Below are 17,605 nucleotides of genomic sequence, written 5' to 3'. Positions count from 1 at the left end.
AATGGCCGAACCATTAAAAATAAAACTATCAATAGCAGACAGGGTTTATCCCTTAACCATCAACCCTTCACAGGAAGAAGGCTTGCGGTTGGCAGCCAAAAAGATAGAAGAAATGATAAAAAAGTTCGAGCAAAGTTATGCCGTACGCGACAAACAGGATGTTTTGGCAATGTGTGCCCTCCAGTTTGCCGCACAGGTAGAGCAAAAACAAATTGATAAATCCAGCGATACGCAGGAAACCGAAGCAAAACTTAAGGTTTTGGATCGATTGCTGCAAGCGCAATTATCATAACGTTCTTTAAATTAAATAAGGTTACTGCCTACATTAATATTAATTTTTGGTAAACTCAACACGAATTCTTTAAAAAGGGTGAGTTGAAGTTGTAAAAGCGTGCCGTCTTTGAGCGGATACTTGATCAGCTTGTTAGCCCTAAACATTCATTTTAAGGAGTTTATTCAAAATAATTTTATTGATGTAGGCTTTTTTATACATATAATTCAACAAAAAATGGAAATAATAATACCCGTAGTAGGAGTTGTTGTAGGAATTGGGGTTGGCTTTTTTATTGCAAAAATTCTGGAGCGCAATAATGCTTCAAGACTTATAAAAGGAGCAAAAAAGAGTGCAGCATCAATACTGAAAGAGGCAAAATCTGAAGCAGAAACACTTAAGAAAGATAAAATACTTCAAGCCAAAGAAAAGTTTTTGGAGTTAAAATCGGAACACGAAAAAGTAATTTTAAATCGTGATAAAAAGATTTCCGAAGCCGAAAAAAGAACACGGGATAAAGAATCGCAAGTTTCTAGTGAATTGGCAAAATCAAAAAAGCTAAATTCAGAGCTTGAAGCGAAACAAGCCGACTATTCTGAAAGAGTTTCGCTACTAAATAAAAAGCAAAACGAAGTAGATAAACTACACCGTAGTCAAATAGAACAATTGGAAGTAATTAGTAGTCTTTCAGCCGATGATGCTAAAAAACAATTGATGGAAAGCTTAAAGGATGAGGCTAAAACACAGGCTATGGCGTTTGTGCAAACCTCTATGGAAGAAGCTAAAATGACAGCGCAACAAGAGGCTAAAAAGATAATTATTAATACCATTCAACGAATTGGGACTGAAGAAGCAGTTGAAAATTGTGTCTCTGTTTTCAACCTGGAGAGTGACGATGTAAAAGGTAGAATTATTGGCCGTGAAGGACGAAATATTCGTGCTATTGAAGCTGCTACAGGTGTGGAGATTATTGTAGATGATACGCCAGAAGCAATTATTCTTTCATGTTTTGATTCCGTTCGAAGAGAAATTGCTCGTTTATCACTTCATAAATTGGTTACAGATGGCCGTATTCACCCAGCCAGAATTGAAGAAGTAGTTCAAAAAACTACCAAACAAATTGAAGAAGAAATTATAGAGGTTGGAAAACGAACCGTTATCGATTTAGGGATTCATGGATTACATCCTGAGCTTATTAAAGCTGTGGGACGTATGAAATATCGTTCTTCCTACGGACAAAACTTATTACATCACTCGCGTGAAGTAGCAAAACTTTGTGGCGTAATGGCTGCTGAGTTAGGCTTGAATGCAAAACTTGCCAAACGTGCAGGGTTGCTTCATGATATTGGAAAAGTACCTGAAACCGAAACCGAAATGCCACACGCACTTTTAGGGATGCAATGGGCTGAAAAATACGGTGAAAAACCAGAAGTATGCAATGCAATAGGGGCACACCACGATGAAATTGAAATGACGGGATTATTGTCGCCAATCGTTCAAGTGTGTGATGCAATTAGCGGCGCAAGACCTGGTGCGAGACGCCAAGTTTTAGACTCTTACATACAACGTTTAAAAGATTTAGAAGATATTGCATTCGGGTTTGGAGGTGTAAACAAAGCCTACGCTATTCAAGCAGGACGAGAACTTCGAGTGATGGTAGAAAGTGAAAAAGTTAGTGATGAAAAAGCAGCGCAACTTTCTTTTGAAATATCTCAAAAAATACAAACGGATATGACTTATCCAGGTCAAGTGAAAGTTACTGTTATTCGTGAAACGAGAGCGGTTAATATAGCTAAATAAAGACGCTATGCCCCAAAGGGGAAACGCGTACTCATACTCAATAAAAAAGCTCCGTAGGGAGCTTTTTGTTTTTTATAACAGTGGAATCTCCCCTCCTAGGGGCTAGGTTACTTACTTCCTAGGGTGAAACCTGTTTATAACTTCTGTAAGGTGCTTACGATCTATATGCGTGTATATCTCTGTGGTTGTAATGCTTTCATGCCCTAACATTTGCTGAATAGCGCGTAAATCGGCGCCGTTTTCTAAGAGGTGTGTAGCAAATGAATGCCTAAACGTATGTGGACTAATTGTTTTATGAATTCCTGCTTTTTCAACGAGACGTTTTACAATGGTAAAAATCATTGCTCGGGTTAATGGTTTTCCGTGTTGGTTTAGAAAAAGTGTATCCTTTGCCATTGGGCTGATTTGTTGATGTACACGAATTTCTTTCCTATAGATAGTTATGTATTTCTCGGTGGTGGGGCCAATAGGTACAAGGCGTTGTTTATCTCCTTTACCAGTAATTTTAATAAAACCCTCTTCAAAAAAAAGATCGGAAATTTTAAGACTCGTTAATTCAGAAACGCGAAGGCCACAACCGTAAAGGGTTTCTATAATTGCACGATTTCGTTCGCCTTGCTTTGAACTTAAATCAATGGCGCTAATAAGTGCGTCAATTTCTTCTATGGCAAGGGTGTCGGGTAATTTTCTTCCTAATTTTGGTGCTTCAATTAGCTCTAAAGGGTTTGTTTTTCGGTAGTCTTCAAATATAAGATAGTTAAAAAAGCCTTTTAATCCAGAAATAACCCTGCTTTGAGAGCGCGGATTTAGCTGCTTGGCAATCTCATATATAAATTGTTGTAAGGTTTCTTCAGAAATTGCTATAGGGGAAATAGGTATTTCATTTATAGCTAGCCAACGGATTAATTTTTTAACATCTAAGGAATAATTCAGTATGGAATTTTCTGACAATCCGCGTTCCAAGCGAAGGTAATTTTGGTAATCCTTTAAAATTTGTTGCCACTTCATTCCGCTATATTACTATTAAAAACAATAGTTAACAAAAAACTAAATGTATTTTAAAGCAAAACATTAAAAGTATCTTTGCGTTAACATAAAAACTTAAAAACCATTATTTATGAAAAAATTGATTGTAGCAGTTATTACTGTATTTATTGGAACTACCGCTTTTGCGCAGGAAATAGACCTTGGTATAAAAGCTGGGGCAAACTTTGCAAGTATTTCGGATGCAGATGATCTTTCTAACAAAACTGGTTTTCAAGCAGGTATTTTTGCGGGAATTAAATTTACAGATAATGTAGGTATCCAGGCAGATGTATTGTATTCGCAACAAGGCGCAAAGTTTGATGCTGGAAAGTTTGATTTGAATTATGTGAATGTTCCTATTGTATTAAAATATTATTTAGTGCAAGGATTGAATATTCAGGCTGGGCCACAGTTTGGTTTTATTTTGGATGATGATATTTATGCTGAGATTGGTCATGTAAGAATAAAAGATAATGCTGAAAAAAGTGATATTTCTGCAGTTGTAGGTGCGGGATATGATTTTCCTTTTGGAGTGCGTTTAGATGCACGCTATAACTTTGGCTTTAATGAAGTTGTAAAAGACAGCGATGGTAAAAATAATGTAGTTTCCTTAGCCTTAGGGTATTCCTTCCTGTAAGCTACAAAATAATACTACTAAAATCCACCTTCTAAAGGGTGGATTTTTATTTTTTAGCTAATAGTTAAATGTATTATTGTGAAATTTAAATATTTTAGATTAATTTTAATCAACTAATCTTAACATTTTAAATTATGAAAAAAGTTTTATTATTTACTGTTTTTACCGTTTTTTCTCTTACAGCTATGCAAGCGCAAGAAATTCGTATGGGAGCTAAAATCGGTGCTAACTTTGCTTCAATAGCAGGAGATGCTACTGATAACATAGATGGAAGAACGAGTTTCCATATTGGTGGTTTGGTTGAAATACCTATTTCAGAAAAATTTGCAGTGCAACCTGAATTACTTTATTCATCTCAGGGAGCAACTTCGGAGTATTCAGAAAGTATCCTTGGAACTGTTATTAGTGTCGATGAATCACTTAAACTAGATTACATAAATATTCCCATAATGGCAAAGTTTTATGTTGCAGAAGGTTTAAGTCTTGAAGCTGGACCACAAATAGGAGTTTTAGTTTCTGCTAATGCTGATTATGAAATTTCAGGAGGAGGTGAATCAGAATCTGGAGATGAAGATGTAAAAGACGCTTTTAAATCTTTAGATTTAGGCTATGGAGTAGGTGTTTCATACAGAACACTTATGGGATTATTTGTTTCTGCTAGATATGTGGGAGGATTTTCAGATATCAACGAAGATATTGAAACAGAAATTGGTGACATTGACCTTGAAGATTTCTCACAACGTAACAGTGTAATTCAATTGTCGCTTGGATATTCATTTTAAATTAAGAAAAAAATATTTTTTAAAAGCAGAAGAGAAATCTTCTGCTTTTTTATTTTAATGAATATTCAAGAAAAGTAGGCTTTCATATTGGTGGCATTGTCGAAGTTACTTTATTTGAAAAATTTTCATTACAACCTGAGTTGCTTTATTCATATCAAGGCGCAACTATTAATTCAGGGAACGAAAATTTAATATGCATTACCTTCAATTCCCTATTCTTGGTAAATATTCAATTAATGAAAGTATAAGTGTAGAAGCAGGTCCCGTTTTTGGGTATTTACTTTTCGTAAAGTATGAAGCTACTTTAACGAGCGAGGGTCTAAGAGAGCGAATAGATGTTACTGATAGCTTCAAACCAATTGATATAGCTCTTGGTATGGGTGTTTCATTTAAACTTAAATCTAAACTATTTTTTGGACTTCGATACAACTTTGGACATACAGAAATAAACGATAAAGATTTTAACAGCTCTAAACTGCAGAGCAATATATTTCAAGCTTCAGAAGGATATTTTTTCTAAATAAACACTTCTATTTTTATTTTCGCATATATTTGAAATATGAAAATAATAATTATCAACGGTCCAAATTTAAACCTGCTCGGTAAGCGTGAAAACGATATATACGGCAATGAAACTTTTAATGATTTTTTTGAAAAACTTCAGAAAAAATACGCAACCCAAGAAATCTCCTATTTTCAATCAAATATTGAAGGAGAATTAATAGATAAAATTCAAGAAGTAGGTTATAGCTTTGACGGCATAATACTAAATGCGGCTGCTTATACCCATACCTCTGTAGGTATTGCAGATGCTGTAAAAGCAATACAGACTCCCGTTGTGGAAGTTCATATTTCAAATACATTTTCTAGAGAAGACTTTAGGCATAAAAGTTATATATCCCCTAATTCTAAAGGTGTAATTGTAGGTTTTGGTCTGCAAAGCTATGAATTAGCGTTACAGAGTTTTGGTATGAAAAACAAATAATAGCAAGGCTAGATAAAGAGTATAGACATAAAAAAAAGCCGCAACATTGCGGCTTTTATATTATTCAATAGCTAAAATTAATAGTTCAATACTCACTTCTATAAATGAATCACTTCCCCATAAGCATCTGCAACGGCTTCCATTACAGCTTCACTCATCGTTGGGTGCGGGTGGATTGCTTTTAACACTTCGTGTCCAGTAGTTTCTAATTTTCTTCCTAAAACCGCTTCAGCAATCATATCGGTTACGCCAGCACCTATCATATGGCAACCTAGCCATTCGCCATATTTTGCGTCAAAGATAACTTTTACAAACCCATCTTTTTCCCCTGAAGCACTTGCTTTTCCACTAGCTGAAAAAGGAAATTTTCCAACTTTTAGATCATAACCAGCTTCTTTAGCTTGTTTTTCAGTTAAACCAACACTAGCAATTTCTGGGCTTGCGTAGGTACAACCTGGAATGTTTCCGTAATCAATAGGCTCTACATGAAGACCAGCAATTTTCTCAACACAAGTAATACCTTCAGCAGAAGCAACGTGTGCTAGGGCAGGACCAGGAACTACATCACCAATTGCATAATAACCGGGAATATTGGTTTGGTACCAATCATTCACCATTATTTTTCCTTTATCGGTTACAATACCAACATCTTCAAGTCCAATATTTTCTAGGTTTGAAGCAATACCTACTGCAGAAAGTACGATTTCTGCTTCTAAGGTTTCTTCACCTTTAGCTGTTTTTACTGTTGCTTTCACTAATTTTCCTGAAGTATCTAATTTTTCTACGGAAGAATTAGTCATAACCTTAATTCCAGCTTTTTTGAAAGAACGCTCAAATTGTTTTGAAACGTCTTCGTCTTCCAAAGGAACAAGATTTGGTAAAAATTCAACAATAGTAACTTCGGTTCCCATAGAATTATAGAAATGTGCAAACTCAACACCAATGGCACCACTACCTACAACAATCATGCTTTTAGGTTGTTTTTTTAGCGTCATAGCCTCACGATACCCAATTACCTTCTTGCCATCCTGCTTTAGGTTTGGCAATTCGCGGGAACGTGCGCCAGTTGCAACAATTATATGGTCTGCGGAATATTCTTTTCCGTCAACATCTACTTTTTTACCTGCTTTTAGTTTTCCAAAACCGTTAATAACATCGATTTTGTTCTTTTTCATTAAAAACTGTACGCCTTTACTCATTCCTTCTGCAACGCCACGGCTTCTTTCAACTACTTTTCCAAAATCTTTATCAAATTCCTTTACGGTAAGTCCGTAACTATCTGCGTGTTTTAGGTAATCAAAAACCTGTGCACTTTTTAAAAGTGCTTTTGTAGGAATACATCCCCAATTTAAACAAACCCCTCCAAGGCTTTCTTTTTCAACAATGGCTGTTTTTAAACCTAACTGTGAAGCTCGTATGGCAGTAACATAGCCGCCTGGACCACTTCCTAAAACTATTACGTCGTATTTACTCATTACTTAATTTTATGTAAATTTCTTTTGAAGCAACGAATTTACGAAATACAAAGGAAAAAATTCCAAAGAAAGAATTATAAAAAGTGACCACTGACGAATTTTCAAAAAACAAACAAATTCAAATCAGTAACATTTGAAAACCAAAAAAGCCAAATTCCTAAGCAGAAGCTATTAGAATTTGGCTTTTAAGATTTAAAAAATGATTGTTTATTTTTTTTCTGGAATAAATTTTAATGCAACACCATTAATACAATGACGCTCCCCAGTAGTATCTTTTGGACCATCATTAAACACGTGCCCCAAATGCCCACCACAAGTTGTACAATGCGCTTCGGTGCGAGTATACCCAATTTTGGTATCTGTAGCAAAAGCTACATTCCCTTCAATAGGGCGATCAAAACTTGGCCAGCCAGTACCGCTATTAAATTTATATTTGCTTTCAAAAACAGGAGTATTACAACCCGCGCAAACATAGGTTCCCGTTTTATGATTGTCGTTCAGCGCACTGGTAAAAGCACGCTCGGTCCCTTCATGACGCAACACATTGTATGCTGCTGGCGATAACTGTGCTTTCCACTCCGCATCGGTTTTGGTTACCTTAAAAGTTTCCTTTTCAACAGCTTTGCTTTTTTGTGCAGGTGAGTTGCAACTAAAAAGCAAGCTGCTTAAAATTAGTAATGTGCTTAAAAATTTCATTTTATAATTCAATTCTTTCTATTTGTGAACCATCAATTTGCATCATTTCAAGAACTTGTTGCATAGATGGATTGGTAGCAGCAAATTCTGCTGGTACAACAACTACACGAAATATTTGATTTGTAATGTCTATTGAATCAATATTCGTTAAGTCGAAATTTCCTTCTATTGTAAGTTGAAGATCAAAAAAGGTATTATTGAAATTATATTGGAAAAAATCACCAGTTCCATCATTATAAAATTTATTCTGTGGTAATTGTGTCCAAACATCTGCAGGCGGGTTTACAGTTGTGTCTTCACCAGATAAACGATATACTAATACAGCATCGCTTTCATAAACTGTAAATGGAAAATTGTAAACTGGGCTAGAATAAGTGTTTTGAGTGTTGTTATAGCTATATGTAGCATTTATTTCAAAAACCTGCGCATAGACTAATCCACCATCCACTCCTGGAGGTCCTGGATCGCCTTCGCAGGAAGTAAATAATACGGTTGTTGAGAGTGCTAAAAATAGAAGTATGCTTTTCATAATTTATTTTTTTTTAAATGATTTATAGTGAAGTTTACAAAAGTCGTTCCAACTTTTAAGCCGCTAAAATTATAAACTTAAAATACCTCATTGTATTAAAGAAAGATTAAAGTTTGAAACATAAAGCGTCAAAGACTTATTTAAATTTATCGGTAGCTTTAAAAATTTAGCAAGAATATTTTTTTTGGAATGCTTTTTGAAAAACAATTTTAGAATAATTTTAATAGAATAGTAGAATTATAACTTTAAATTTAACACTTCAAACAAACCATCTATATTATGAAATTTAAAAAACCCTTATCAATTTTAATAGTGGGATTAATTGTGGTTGCCTGTACCACAAATCCTTTCACAGGAAAACAGACTCTGGCTTTGGTGCCAAATTCGCAAATTTTGCCAATGGCTTTTCAGCAATACGATCAATTTTTATCAGAAAATAAAGTTGTAAATGGAACTGCAGACGCTAATATGGTAAAAAGCGTAGGTCAAAAAATAGCTGTTGCTGCAGAAAAATACCTCACCGCAAATGGATATGCAGGTTATTTAACCGACTATCGTTGGGAATACAATTTAGTAGCTAGTAAAGATGTAAACGCTTGGTGTATGCCAGGAGGAAAAATAGTTATTTACACTGGTATTTTACCAATCACAAAAAATGAAGCTGGATTAGCAGCTGTTATGGGGCATGAAGTTGCACATGCCTTAGCAAATCATGGACAACAGCGTATGAGTGGAACTCAGCTACAAGAAATTGGTGCCGTGGGAGTGGGAATAGCGACTGCAAACTCAAAGAATGCTGAAATTTTTAATACTGCATATGGATTAGGTTCAAACGTTGGGATAATGCTACCTTTTAGTAGAGGTCATGAAACCGAAGCTGACCATATAGGTTTAATATTAATGGCCATTGCAGGATATGAACCAAGTGTTGCCGCAGAATTATGGCAACGTATGCAAGCCCAAGAACAAGGTGCGCCACCAGAATTTTTAAGTACACACCCCTCTAGTGCTACCCGAATTCAGAATATACAAGCCTGGGTGCCAGAGGCAAAAGCTGAAGCAAGAAAATTTAATGTTACGACCTTTAAAAGGTAAGCTAAAATATTTTTTTATTGAAAATTATTAAAATCCCACTTCAAGTGGGATTTTTTATTAGTTTAGTACTTTCAAAAAAATGAAGCAACACTATGCCCAACTTACAAAAAGGAAGTAAAAAACTGCTTAATGCATGGGCTTTTTACGATTGGGCCAATTCAGTATATAGTCTTGTAATTGCTTCAGCCATTTTTCCTATTTATTATCAAGCGCTGTTTAAATCGGCAGCTGTAACTACGGTTACCGTATTTGGTGGGGCTATACGAAGTACACCATTAATAAGTTATACTACGGCAGCAGCTTTTTTAATAGTCGCCCTTATTTCGCCTTTACTTTCAGGGATTGCAGATTATGTAGGTAACAAAAAGAATTTTATGAAATTCTTCTGTTATTTGGGGGCGCTGTCTTGTATGGGGCTTTATTTTTTTAGCATTGAAAATATTCATATCAGTCTTCTTTTTTATTTTTTAGGATTAATTGGATTTTGGGGAAGTCTTGTTTTTTATAACTCCTATTTACCGGATGTTGCTTTTCCAGAACAACAAGATAGCGTGAGTGCCCGAGGATATTCTATGGGGTATATTGGAAGTGTTATTTTACTGCTCTTTAATTTGGGGATGGTAATGTTTCCGCAATATTTCGGGTTTGGAGAAGGGGGAACCGCAAGTATGCAAGCAATGCGTTGGTCTTTTGTAAGCGTTGGAGTTTGGTGGATATTGTTTAGCCAATTTTCATTTTATTTCCTTCCGAAAGGGAACAAAAGTGGAAAAAAAGTAAGCGCAAAAATAGTATTAAATGGTTTCCGGGAATTGAAAGGAGTTTACAATTCACTCTCTGAAAACATTCAATTAAAAAGATATTTAGTCGCGTTTTTTGTCTACAGCATGGCAGTACAAACAGTAATGCTCGTTGCAACTTATTTTGGTGAACAAGAAATTTCATGGGGGGATGACGATGCTAAAACAATTGGATTGATTTTAAGTATTTTAATAATCCAATTAGTAGCAGTTTTAGGTGCATTTTTAACATCTAGCGCTTCAAAACGATTTGGCAATATACCTGTACTAATTATTATTAATATAATTTGGGTGGGTATTTGTATTGTGGCTTACTTTATATATGCACCAATGCAATTTTATATAACAGCAGGTATAGTTGGGTTGGTAATGGGCGGCATACAATCGCTTTCCCGCTCTACGTACTCAAAATTTTTACCTGAAACAAAAGATACAACTTCATATTTTAGCTTTTATGATGTAGCGGAGAAAATAGGAATTGTAATAGGAATGTTAATTTATGGTTTTATAGACCAAATAACGGGTAGTATGCGCAACGCCATATTATTTTTAGTCATATTTTTTATGACAGGGGTATTTTTACTAGTAAGAGTACCAAGAAATAAAAACAATTAAACAATTTTTGTTTAAGTTTGCGTTTATTACATATCAATCTATGTATTTATGAAAAAAATGTATTTAGTAAAGGGAGTGCTTTTAGCGTTTCTGGCATTTCAATTTTTTTCCTGTGAAAATGAACCCCTCACAGGTGAATTTCCTCAGGAAGAACAAAATGAAGCAGAAGAGGGGCAGTTTAGAGCAGAAATAGCTGGAACAGAATTTATCGCAACTACAGTAACCGCAACAATTAATTCTGAAAACGAATTGGTGATAAAAGGTTCAAAGTCTGGCGATGGCGATATTATACTTGCTATTACTGATGCCGCTATTGGTAATTTTAATTTAACCACTGGTGGTACAAATGAAAATTCAGGAAGCTATTTTGACGGTTCGGTAAACATACTTCCCTATAGCTCTGCCTTAGCTTTTGGCGGATCAGGACAGCTACAGATTACTGAAATGGATGCTACGGCTATGACTATTTCAGGAACATTTAGTTTTACTGGAGGTCGTGTAAAAGTAGATGGTGATGGAGAACCAATATTAGATGGTGAAGGTAATCCAATTATTGAAGCTATAGAAATTACACGTGGCGCATTTAATGCTATTGAATATATCCTTGACGACACCGGCGGCGGCGGCGGCGGCGGAAACCCAGAGAATGAGTTTTTCGCAAAAGTAGACGGAGTTGATTTTGTAGCAGATACAATTGCTGTTAGTGAACCAATGGTTGGTTCTGTACATATGATAAAAATTGAAGCAAAATCTATAGATGGACAACAAATACGTATTGATGTTCCTCGTTCTTTGGGGGTAGGTACTTTTAATATGGAGCGTATTTCAGACGGCACAAGACTTACTGCCATTTATAATGCAGGCGTAGGAGCTGAAAACCTTACCTCAGATCCAGGAACCATAACCATAACAGAATTTGATCTTGTGGCAGGTGTTTTAAAAGCTACTTTCAACTTTACCGCAACCGATCCAATAGGGATATTACCAGATATTGTTGAAATTACAGAAGGGGATTTAATCGCCTATTTTGAAGGGGTTCCAGGAGCAAACAATACTTTTACTGCAACTGTTGGTGGTAGTGGATTTGATGCAGAAGAATTGGTAATTGAAACTTCTGTTGTTAATCAATACCCACGTGTTACCATTACTGCAACTAAAGGCGATGAAAGAATGGAACTTACCTTCCCATTAACTGTACAAGAAAATACAACCTACGAAATGGGCGATGAAGTTATTGATGGCGATGAAGTTGTAGCAAAATACAACCCGAAAGTAGGTACTTCCATTACCTACGTTTCTAGTCCAGGAAGCTTAGTAATTACCAAATACGATATTACAACGGGTATAATTGAAGGAACATTTAATTTTACAGGCCGTGATGCTTCAGGTCAAGATCCAACAATTCATCAGGTTACTAACGGAGAGTTTTTGATTATACTTCCGTAAGCAATACTCTTATATATAAAAAAACCCGGCTTTAGTTACTAAAGCCGGGTTTTTTATTGCTTAAAAGGTTTATTTAAATAGCCTTTATTTTCCCAGACCCTTTTACTTTTGAATTATTTGTAGCTGGCTTTCCACCATAATAGATAGAGCCGGAACCTTGTATTTTAGCTTTTAAATTATTTTTAACATATACTGTTGAATCTCCCGATCCGGTAATTGAAACTTCAGCGTTTTCTGAAATTAATTCTCTTCCTTCAAAATCTCCGCTACCAGTTGTACTTATTGCTACATCTGTCGCATTACCTAAAATTTCGATATCACCAGAACCTCTTATAGTTGCTTCCAATGAATTTGTTGCTACTGCAATTTCAATATCACCAGAACCATTTAAACTTAGTGTTAGTTTATCTGTTTTTAGCATCGCTTTTCCTTCAATACTTCCAGAACCATAGAGGGAAATCTCTGAAATATCTTCAAAGGGCACAGTGATTTTAATTTTTTTAGTGTTCCGTAATGAAGTATTATTTTTCATTGAAATAGTAAGAGTGGTCCCGTCAGATTCAACAACAATACTGTCTTGAACATTATCTTCAGCAAGGACGCTTATAGTTCCTTCCGTCCCTTTTTGAAGGTAAACATCCATAGATCCGGAAACCTTTATGGACCTATATGGTTTGGTAGTTACCGTTTTTTCAATCATATTTCCGCTTCCTGTAATGGCATTATTTTTCCTATTTTGCGCAGTAAATTGAAGGCTTGAAAAAACTAGAAAAGTTAGTGCTAATGATGTTTTAATAAGTGTATGCATAATTTTTGTGGTTTTAAATGAATATGCTTTATACTAAAGACTCTATTTTAGTACCGATGTTACAGTTTTTAAAAATACAATTAAATATACTGGCATAACTCTTGAATTATATATCTAGAGAAGCTGTAAAACGTTTGTTAATCAGTGTTCTTTCATGAAAAACTAATAATTTTAAATTAATAAATCATTGTGGCTGCGATAATCGTGACACAATGTCCTAAACATATTTATGGCTAATTCAAAAGTAACATCATTAGACAAGTTGTCATTTCAGGATTTAAAAGAAGATGCGGAATTTATACCCCTAATGTCTGCAGAAGATGAAGATGCAATGCATAAAGAAGAACTTCCTGAAATACTTCCAATCTTACCCTTGCGAAATACCGTTTTATTTCCAGGTGTGGTTATTCCCATTACAGCCGGGCGTGACAAATCTATAAAGTTGATAAATGAAACCAATAAAGGATCAAAAGTAATTGGGGTTGTTTCTCAGAAAGATGAAACCGAAGAAGAACCTGGAATTGGCGATATCAATACCATTGGTACTGTGGCTAAAATACTTCGGGTGTTAAAAATGCCTGATGGGAATACCACAGTAATTATTCAAGGAAAAAAACGCTTTGAAGTTTCGGAGGTTATAACGACAAACCCGTATATGACGGCGACCATTCATGAAGTTGCTGAAGCTAGACCAGAAACAGAAAGTGAAGAGTTTAAAGCAATTATTGATTCTATAAAGGAAATGGCACTGCAAATAATAAAACAAAGCCCAAACATTCCTTCGGAAGCTGCTTTTGCAATTAAAAATATTGAAAGTTCCAGCTTTCTTATAAATTTTGTTTCTTCAAACCTAAATATCGATGTTGAAGAAAAACAGACGCTTTTAGAAATTAACAATCTAAAAGATCGTGCTTTAGAAACCTTGCGGTATATGAATATGGAAATTCAGAAGCTTTCGCTTCGCAATGATATTCAATCTAAAGTTCAAAACGATATCAACCAACAGCAACGCGAATATTTCCTGCAACAACAAATGAAAACAATTCAAGAAGAATTGGGAGGATCTTCTATGGAGGAAGAAATTGAGGAAATGCGCGAGCGTGCTAAATCTAAAAAATGGGGTGAGGAAGTTGAGAAGCATTTTCAAAAAGAGCTTTCCAAAATGCAACGGATGAATCCACAAGTTGCAGAATTCAGCATTCAGCGAAATTACCTCGATTTGTTATTAGAATTACCTTGGAATAAATACAGCAAGGATAAATTCGACTTAAATCGTGCGCGAAAAATTCTAGACCGTGATCATTATGGTCTTGACGATGTTAAAAAACGAATCATTGAATATTTGGCAGTTTTAAAGCTTCGAAACGATATGAAATCGCCAATTCTATGTCTTTATGGACCTCCAGGAGTAGGTAAAACTTCTTTAGGAAAATCTATAGCAGAAGCATTGGGGCGAAAATATGTGCGAATGAGCTTAGGGGGGCTTCGTGATGAGGCTGAAATTCGCGGGCATAGAAAAACCTATATTGGTGCTATGCCAGGAAGGGTAATCCAGAGTATAAAAAAGGCAGAAACAAGTAATCCTGTGTTTGTTTTAGATGAAATAGATAAAATCTCAGCAAGCAATCAAGGGGATCCATCATCAGCAATGTTAGAGGTTTTAGATCCAGAGCAAAACAATTCTTTTTATGACAATTTCTTAGAGCTCGGTTATGATCTTTCTAAAGTTATGTTTATTGCAACATCAAATAGCTTAAGCACAATTCAACCCGCACTCCGCGATAGAATGGAGATAATAAATGTTACCGGATACACCGTTGAAGAAAAAGTAGAAATAGCCAAGCGCCACCTTCTTCCAAAGCAATTAGAAGAACATGGCATGGGCACTAGCGCCTTAAAAATAGCGAAACCTCAACTCGAGAAAATTGTTGAAGGATATACACGTGAAAGTGGTGTAAGAGGTTTGGAAAAACAAATTGCAAAAATGGTGCGCTATGCAGCCATGAAAATTGCAATGGAAGAAGAATATGAGGTAAAAGTAACCAATGATGTTGTTGTTGAAGTTTTAGGTGCTCCGAAAATGGAACGCGATAAATATGAAAATAATGATGTAGCTGGGGTTGTAACTGGATTAGCATGGACAAGGGTTGGTGGAGATATTCTCTTTATTGAATCTACAATTTCTAAAGGAAAAGGAGCACTAAATATGACGGGGAACCTCGGAAAAGTAATGAAGGAATCAGCTACAATTGCTTTAGAGTACATAAAATCTAATACAGAAAAGCTAGGCATCAACCCCGATATTTTTGAAAATTATAATATTCATATTCACGTACCAGAAGGGGCAACACCAAAAGATGGGCCGAGTGCTGGTATAACAATGCTAACCTCATTAGTTTCCTTATTTACGCAACGAAAAGTAAAAAAATCGATTGCGATGACTGGTGAAATTACGCTTCGTGGAAAAGTACTTCCTGTTGGAGGAATAAAAGAAAAAATACTCGCAGCTAAACGAGCACGTATTAAAGAAATACTTCTTTGCGAAGATAACAAACGCGACATTGATGAAATAAAACCTGAGTACTTAAAAGGCTTAACCTTTCATTATGTAAAAGAAATGAGTGATGTTATAGATTTAGCACTTACCAAAGAAAAAGTGAAGCATGCTAAAAAACTATAATAACTAGCATTATAAAAGGATGGTTGCTGTTTAATTGTTTAGGAAAGACATTAATACAACCATCTTTTTTATAAGGATATCCTTGCTTTTTATGTGTTATAAATTTGAAACATATTAAATTTGCAATATTCCAACTCTTTTGAGTTTGAAAATAAATCACTGATGTTTCTTTCCTTTGCAAAAATAAATTATACTTGCAATCGTTTAGTTTTTAGTTACGGTAACTCGCGTCTATGACCCATAAGGTTTTCTTAGTTGTATCACTTCTAATTTCCCAGCTTTTAGTAGCTCAGGTAGGAGGCAAGGCAACCTATCAATTCCTTAATTTGGTAAACAGTCCAAGAATGGCTGCATTGGGAGGAAAAGTGGTTACCAATTACGATTACGACCCCACACAAGGCTTGTTCAATCCAGCGAGTATAAATCGTGCGATGGATAATCAACTTTCATTAAATTACACAAATTATATTGGCGATGTTAACTACGGGACAGCTACTTATGCATACCTGTGGGATAGAAGAACACAAGTGCTTCACGCCGGAATTACATATGTTAACTATGGAAAATTTGATGGTTATGATGAAGCAGGAAACCCAACAAATAGTTTTAGTGGAGGTGAAGTAGCACTCTCAATGGGACATGCTAGAAATATTGCTTTTACAAACTTTCATGTTGGGGTAAATTTGAAGCTTATATCCTCAAAACTCGAACAATATTCTTCCTTTGGTGGCGCTTTAGATATAGGATTAATGTATGTTTATGAAGATTGGGACCTTCAAATTACAGGTGTTGCTAGAAACATAGGCGTACAGTTTACACCCTATCATATAGATTATGAGCCCTTACCTTTTGAAGTGATTTTTGGAATTTCACAGACTTTAGAAAATATTCCTATTCGTTGGCATTTTACTTTAGAAAATATGCAAACATGGAATATCGCTTTTGCAAACCCAGCGCGTGCAGCAACTGATCTTGAAGGTAATACGCAAGAAGAAAAAATTTCATTTGTAGATAATGTTTTTCGCCATATGATTACGGGCATTGAACTTTTTCCAGAAAGTGGTTTTAATATCCGTTTGGGATACAATTTTAGAAGAGGAGAAGAGCTTCGCATTGTTGAAAAGAGAACATTTGCAGGGTTGAGTGCCGGATTTGGTATAAAATTAAATAAATTACGTTTAAGCTATTCGTACTCAAAATACAGCGCTGCAGCATCATCAAGCTTCTTTGGATTAAATATAGACCTTCAATAATGAGAAAAATTACCATTGCAATTGACGGATATTCTTCCACGGGCAAAAGTACTGTAGCAAAACAACTCGCAGACTACTTGGGTTACGTTTATGTAGATAGTGGCGCCATGTATCGCGCTGTTACTTTGTTTGCTATGCAAAATGAGATTATTTCAAAAGACAATTTTGATGAAGAAAAACTTAAAAATTCGCTAGACTCCATTAATTTAAGTTTTAAAAAGAAAGAGGAATGGAATAAGGCTCATATTTTTTTAAATGGAGAAGATGTTGAAAGTCAAATACGTAATCTAGAAGTTTCAGAATTTGTGAGTCCCATAGCAACCATACACGAAGTTCGTGTAAAATTAGTTGCGCAACAGCAAAAAATGGGTTTGGAAAAAGGTGTTGTAATGGATGGTCGTGATATTGGTACCGTAGTTTTTCCTGATGCTGAGCTTAAAATATTTATGAATGCTTCTGCGCAAGAACGTGCACAACGCAGGTATAAAGAACTTCTAGAGTGCGATAATAGTGTACAGTACAGCGATGTATTAAAAAATATTCAGGAGCGCGATTATATGGATACTACTAGAGCAGATTCTCCTTTACTAAAAGCTAAAGACGCCATTGAAATTGACAATTCTGAAATGAATCTTGAAGATCAATTTCATACGGTATTGCAATTGGCAAAAGACCGAATTGCAGGACGTCTTTTATACTAGTTTTAGAAA

At 35.4% G+C, this 17,605-nt stretch carries 16 protein-coding genes, 1 other RNA gene and 1 pseudogene; 13 read left to right on the top strand and 5 right to left on the bottom strand.

Features of this window, described 5'->3' with window-relative positions; translation table 11 throughout:
* Nucleotide 1 precedes the first annotated feature (1 nt).
* The 3 genes from ABJ955_RS11610 to rny all read left to right on the top strand — a co-directional run bounded on the left by ABJ955_RS11610 (nt 2) and on the right by rny (nt 2,071).
* Nucleotides 2-292 carry a cell division protein ZapA gene (locus ABJ955_RS11610; protein WP_347374789.1) on the top strand — a complete coding sequence of 97 codons (291 nt, stop codon included), beginning with the start codon at nt 2-4 and terminating at the stop codon, nt 290-292.
* Between the two features lie 53 nt (nt 293-345).
* A non-coding RNA gene (gene ssrS / locus ABJ955_RS11605) (6S RNA) lies at nt 346-454 on the top strand.
* 54 nt (nt 455-508) lie between these two features.
* Entirely contained in the window at nt 509-2,071 is a 1,563-nt protein-coding gene (gene rny / locus ABJ955_RS11600; protein ID WP_347374788.1) for a ribonuclease Y, read from the top strand.
* A gap of 111 nt (nt 2,072-2,182) precedes the next feature.
* Here rny and xerD read toward each other — a convergent pair whose 3' ends face one another.
* Nucleotides 2,183-3,079 carry a site-specific tyrosine recombinase XerD gene (xerD, locus tag ABJ955_RS11595; protein ID WP_347374787.1) on the bottom strand — a complete coding sequence of 299 codons (897 nt, stop codon included), beginning with the start codon at nt 3,077-3,079 and terminating at the stop codon, nt 2,183-2,185.
* A gap of 109 nt (nt 3,080-3,188) precedes the next feature.
* Here xerD and ABJ955_RS11590 point away from each other — a divergent pair, with 109 nt between their 5' ends.
* From ABJ955_RS11590 to aroQ, 4 genes and pseudogenes are all read left to right on the top strand, one after another.
* Complete coding sequence (locus tag ABJ955_RS11590; protein WP_347374786.1) at nt 3,189-3,734, top strand: porin family protein; 546 nt, start codon at nt 3,189-3,191, stop codon at nt 3,732-3,734.
* 134 nt (nt 3,735-3,868) lie between these two features.
* Complete coding sequence (locus ABJ955_RS11585; RefSeq protein WP_347374785.1) at nt 3,869-4,516, top strand: porin family protein; 648 nt, start codon at nt 3,869-3,871, stop codon at nt 4,514-4,516.
* 41 nt (nt 4,517-4,557) lie between these two features.
* Nucleotides 4,558-5,036 (top strand): annotated as a pseudogene (locus tag ABJ955_RS11580) (porin family protein).
* A 39-nt stretch (nt 5,037-5,075) separates the two neighbouring features.
* Nucleotides 5,076-5,501, top strand: a complete 426-nt coding sequence (gene aroQ / locus ABJ955_RS11575) for a type II 3-dehydroquinate dehydratase (RefSeq protein ID WP_347374784.1) — start codon at nt 5,076-5,078, stop codon at nt 5,499-5,501.
* 98 nt (nt 5,502-5,599) lie between these two features.
* Here the strand turns inward: aroQ and lpdA are convergent, their stop codons facing one another.
* The 3 genes from lpdA to ABJ955_RS11560 form a co-directional block, all read right to left on the bottom strand.
* Nucleotides 5,600-6,976 (bottom strand): dihydrolipoyl dehydrogenase, encoded by a 1,377-nt coding sequence (gene lpdA / locus ABJ955_RS11570; RefSeq protein WP_347374783.1) that lies wholly within the window; start codon nt 6,974-6,976, stop codon nt 5,600-5,602.
* A gap of 207 nt (nt 6,977-7,183) precedes the next feature.
* Entirely contained in the window at nt 7,184-7,672 is a 489-nt protein-coding gene (gene msrB, locus ABJ955_RS11565) for a peptide-methionine (R)-S-oxide reductase MsrB (protein ID WP_347374782.1), read from the bottom strand.
* A 1-nt stretch (nt 7,673) separates the two neighbouring features.
* The gene (locus ABJ955_RS11560; RefSeq protein ID WP_347374781.1) at nt 7,674-8,201 is read right to left on the bottom strand and encodes a collagen-like protein; all 528 of its coding nucleotides are present in this window, start codon (nt 8,199-8,201) and stop codon (nt 7,674-7,676) included.
* 279 nt (nt 8,202-8,480) lie between these two features.
* On the opposite strand from ABJ955_RS11560, the gene ABJ955_RS11555 reads away from it, so the two are divergent.
* From ABJ955_RS11555 to ABJ955_RS11545, 3 genes are all read left to right on the top strand, one after another.
* Nucleotides 8,481-9,296 (top strand): M48 family metallopeptidase, encoded by an 816-nt coding sequence (locus ABJ955_RS11555; RefSeq protein WP_347374780.1) that lies wholly within the window; start codon nt 8,481-8,483, stop codon nt 9,294-9,296.
* 92 nt (nt 9,297-9,388) lie between these two features.
* Complete coding sequence (locus ABJ955_RS11550) at nt 9,389-10,708, top strand: MFS transporter (RefSeq protein ID WP_347374779.1); 1,320 nt, start codon at nt 9,389-9,391, stop codon at nt 10,706-10,708.
* 57 nt (nt 10,709-10,765) lie between these two features.
* On the top strand, nt 10,766-12,154 hold the full coding sequence (locus ABJ955_RS11545; protein ID WP_347374778.1) for a DUF6252 family protein: 1,389 nt from the start codon (nt 10,766-10,768) through the stop codon (nt 12,152-12,154).
* 73 nt (nt 12,155-12,227) lie between these two features.
* Here the strand turns inward: ABJ955_RS11545 and ABJ955_RS11540 are convergent, their stop codons facing one another.
* Entirely contained in the window at nt 12,228-12,962 is a 735-nt protein-coding gene (locus ABJ955_RS11540) for a head GIN domain-containing protein (RefSeq protein ID WP_347374777.1), read from the bottom strand.
* Between the two features lie 229 nt (nt 12,963-13,191).
* Here ABJ955_RS11540 and lon point away from each other — a divergent pair, with 229 nt between their 5' ends.
* The 3 genes from lon (at nt 13,192) to cmk (ending at nt 17,596) form a co-directional block, all read left to right on the top strand.
* Nucleotides 13,192-15,642, top strand: coding sequence for an endopeptidase La (gene lon / locus ABJ955_RS11535; RefSeq protein WP_347374776.1), 2,451 nt, complete (start codon nt 13,192-13,194; stop codon nt 15,640-15,642).
* A 233-nt stretch (nt 15,643-15,875) separates the two neighbouring features.
* Complete coding sequence (porQ, locus tag ABJ955_RS11530; protein ID WP_347374775.1) at nt 15,876-16,895, top strand: type IX secretion system protein PorQ; 1,020 nt, start codon at nt 15,876-15,878, stop codon at nt 16,893-16,895.
* On the top strand, nt 16,895-17,596 hold the full coding sequence (gene cmk / locus ABJ955_RS11525) for a (d)CMP kinase (protein ID WP_347374774.1): 702 nt from the start codon (nt 16,895-16,897) through the stop codon (nt 17,594-17,596). Before porQ ends, cmk begins: the two co-directional genes overlap by 1 nt.
* Nucleotides 17,597-17,605 lie beyond the last annotated feature (9 nt).

The sequence above is a fragment of the Aequorivita sp. Q41 genome, from assembly GCF_039831855.1.
Taxonomy (GTDB): Bacteria; Bacteroidota; Bacteroidia; order Flavobacteriales; family Flavobacteriaceae; genus Aequorivita.
The sequence above is the reverse complement of the archived record's forward strand: the minus strand, read 5'-3'. Positions and strand labels throughout refer to the sequence as shown.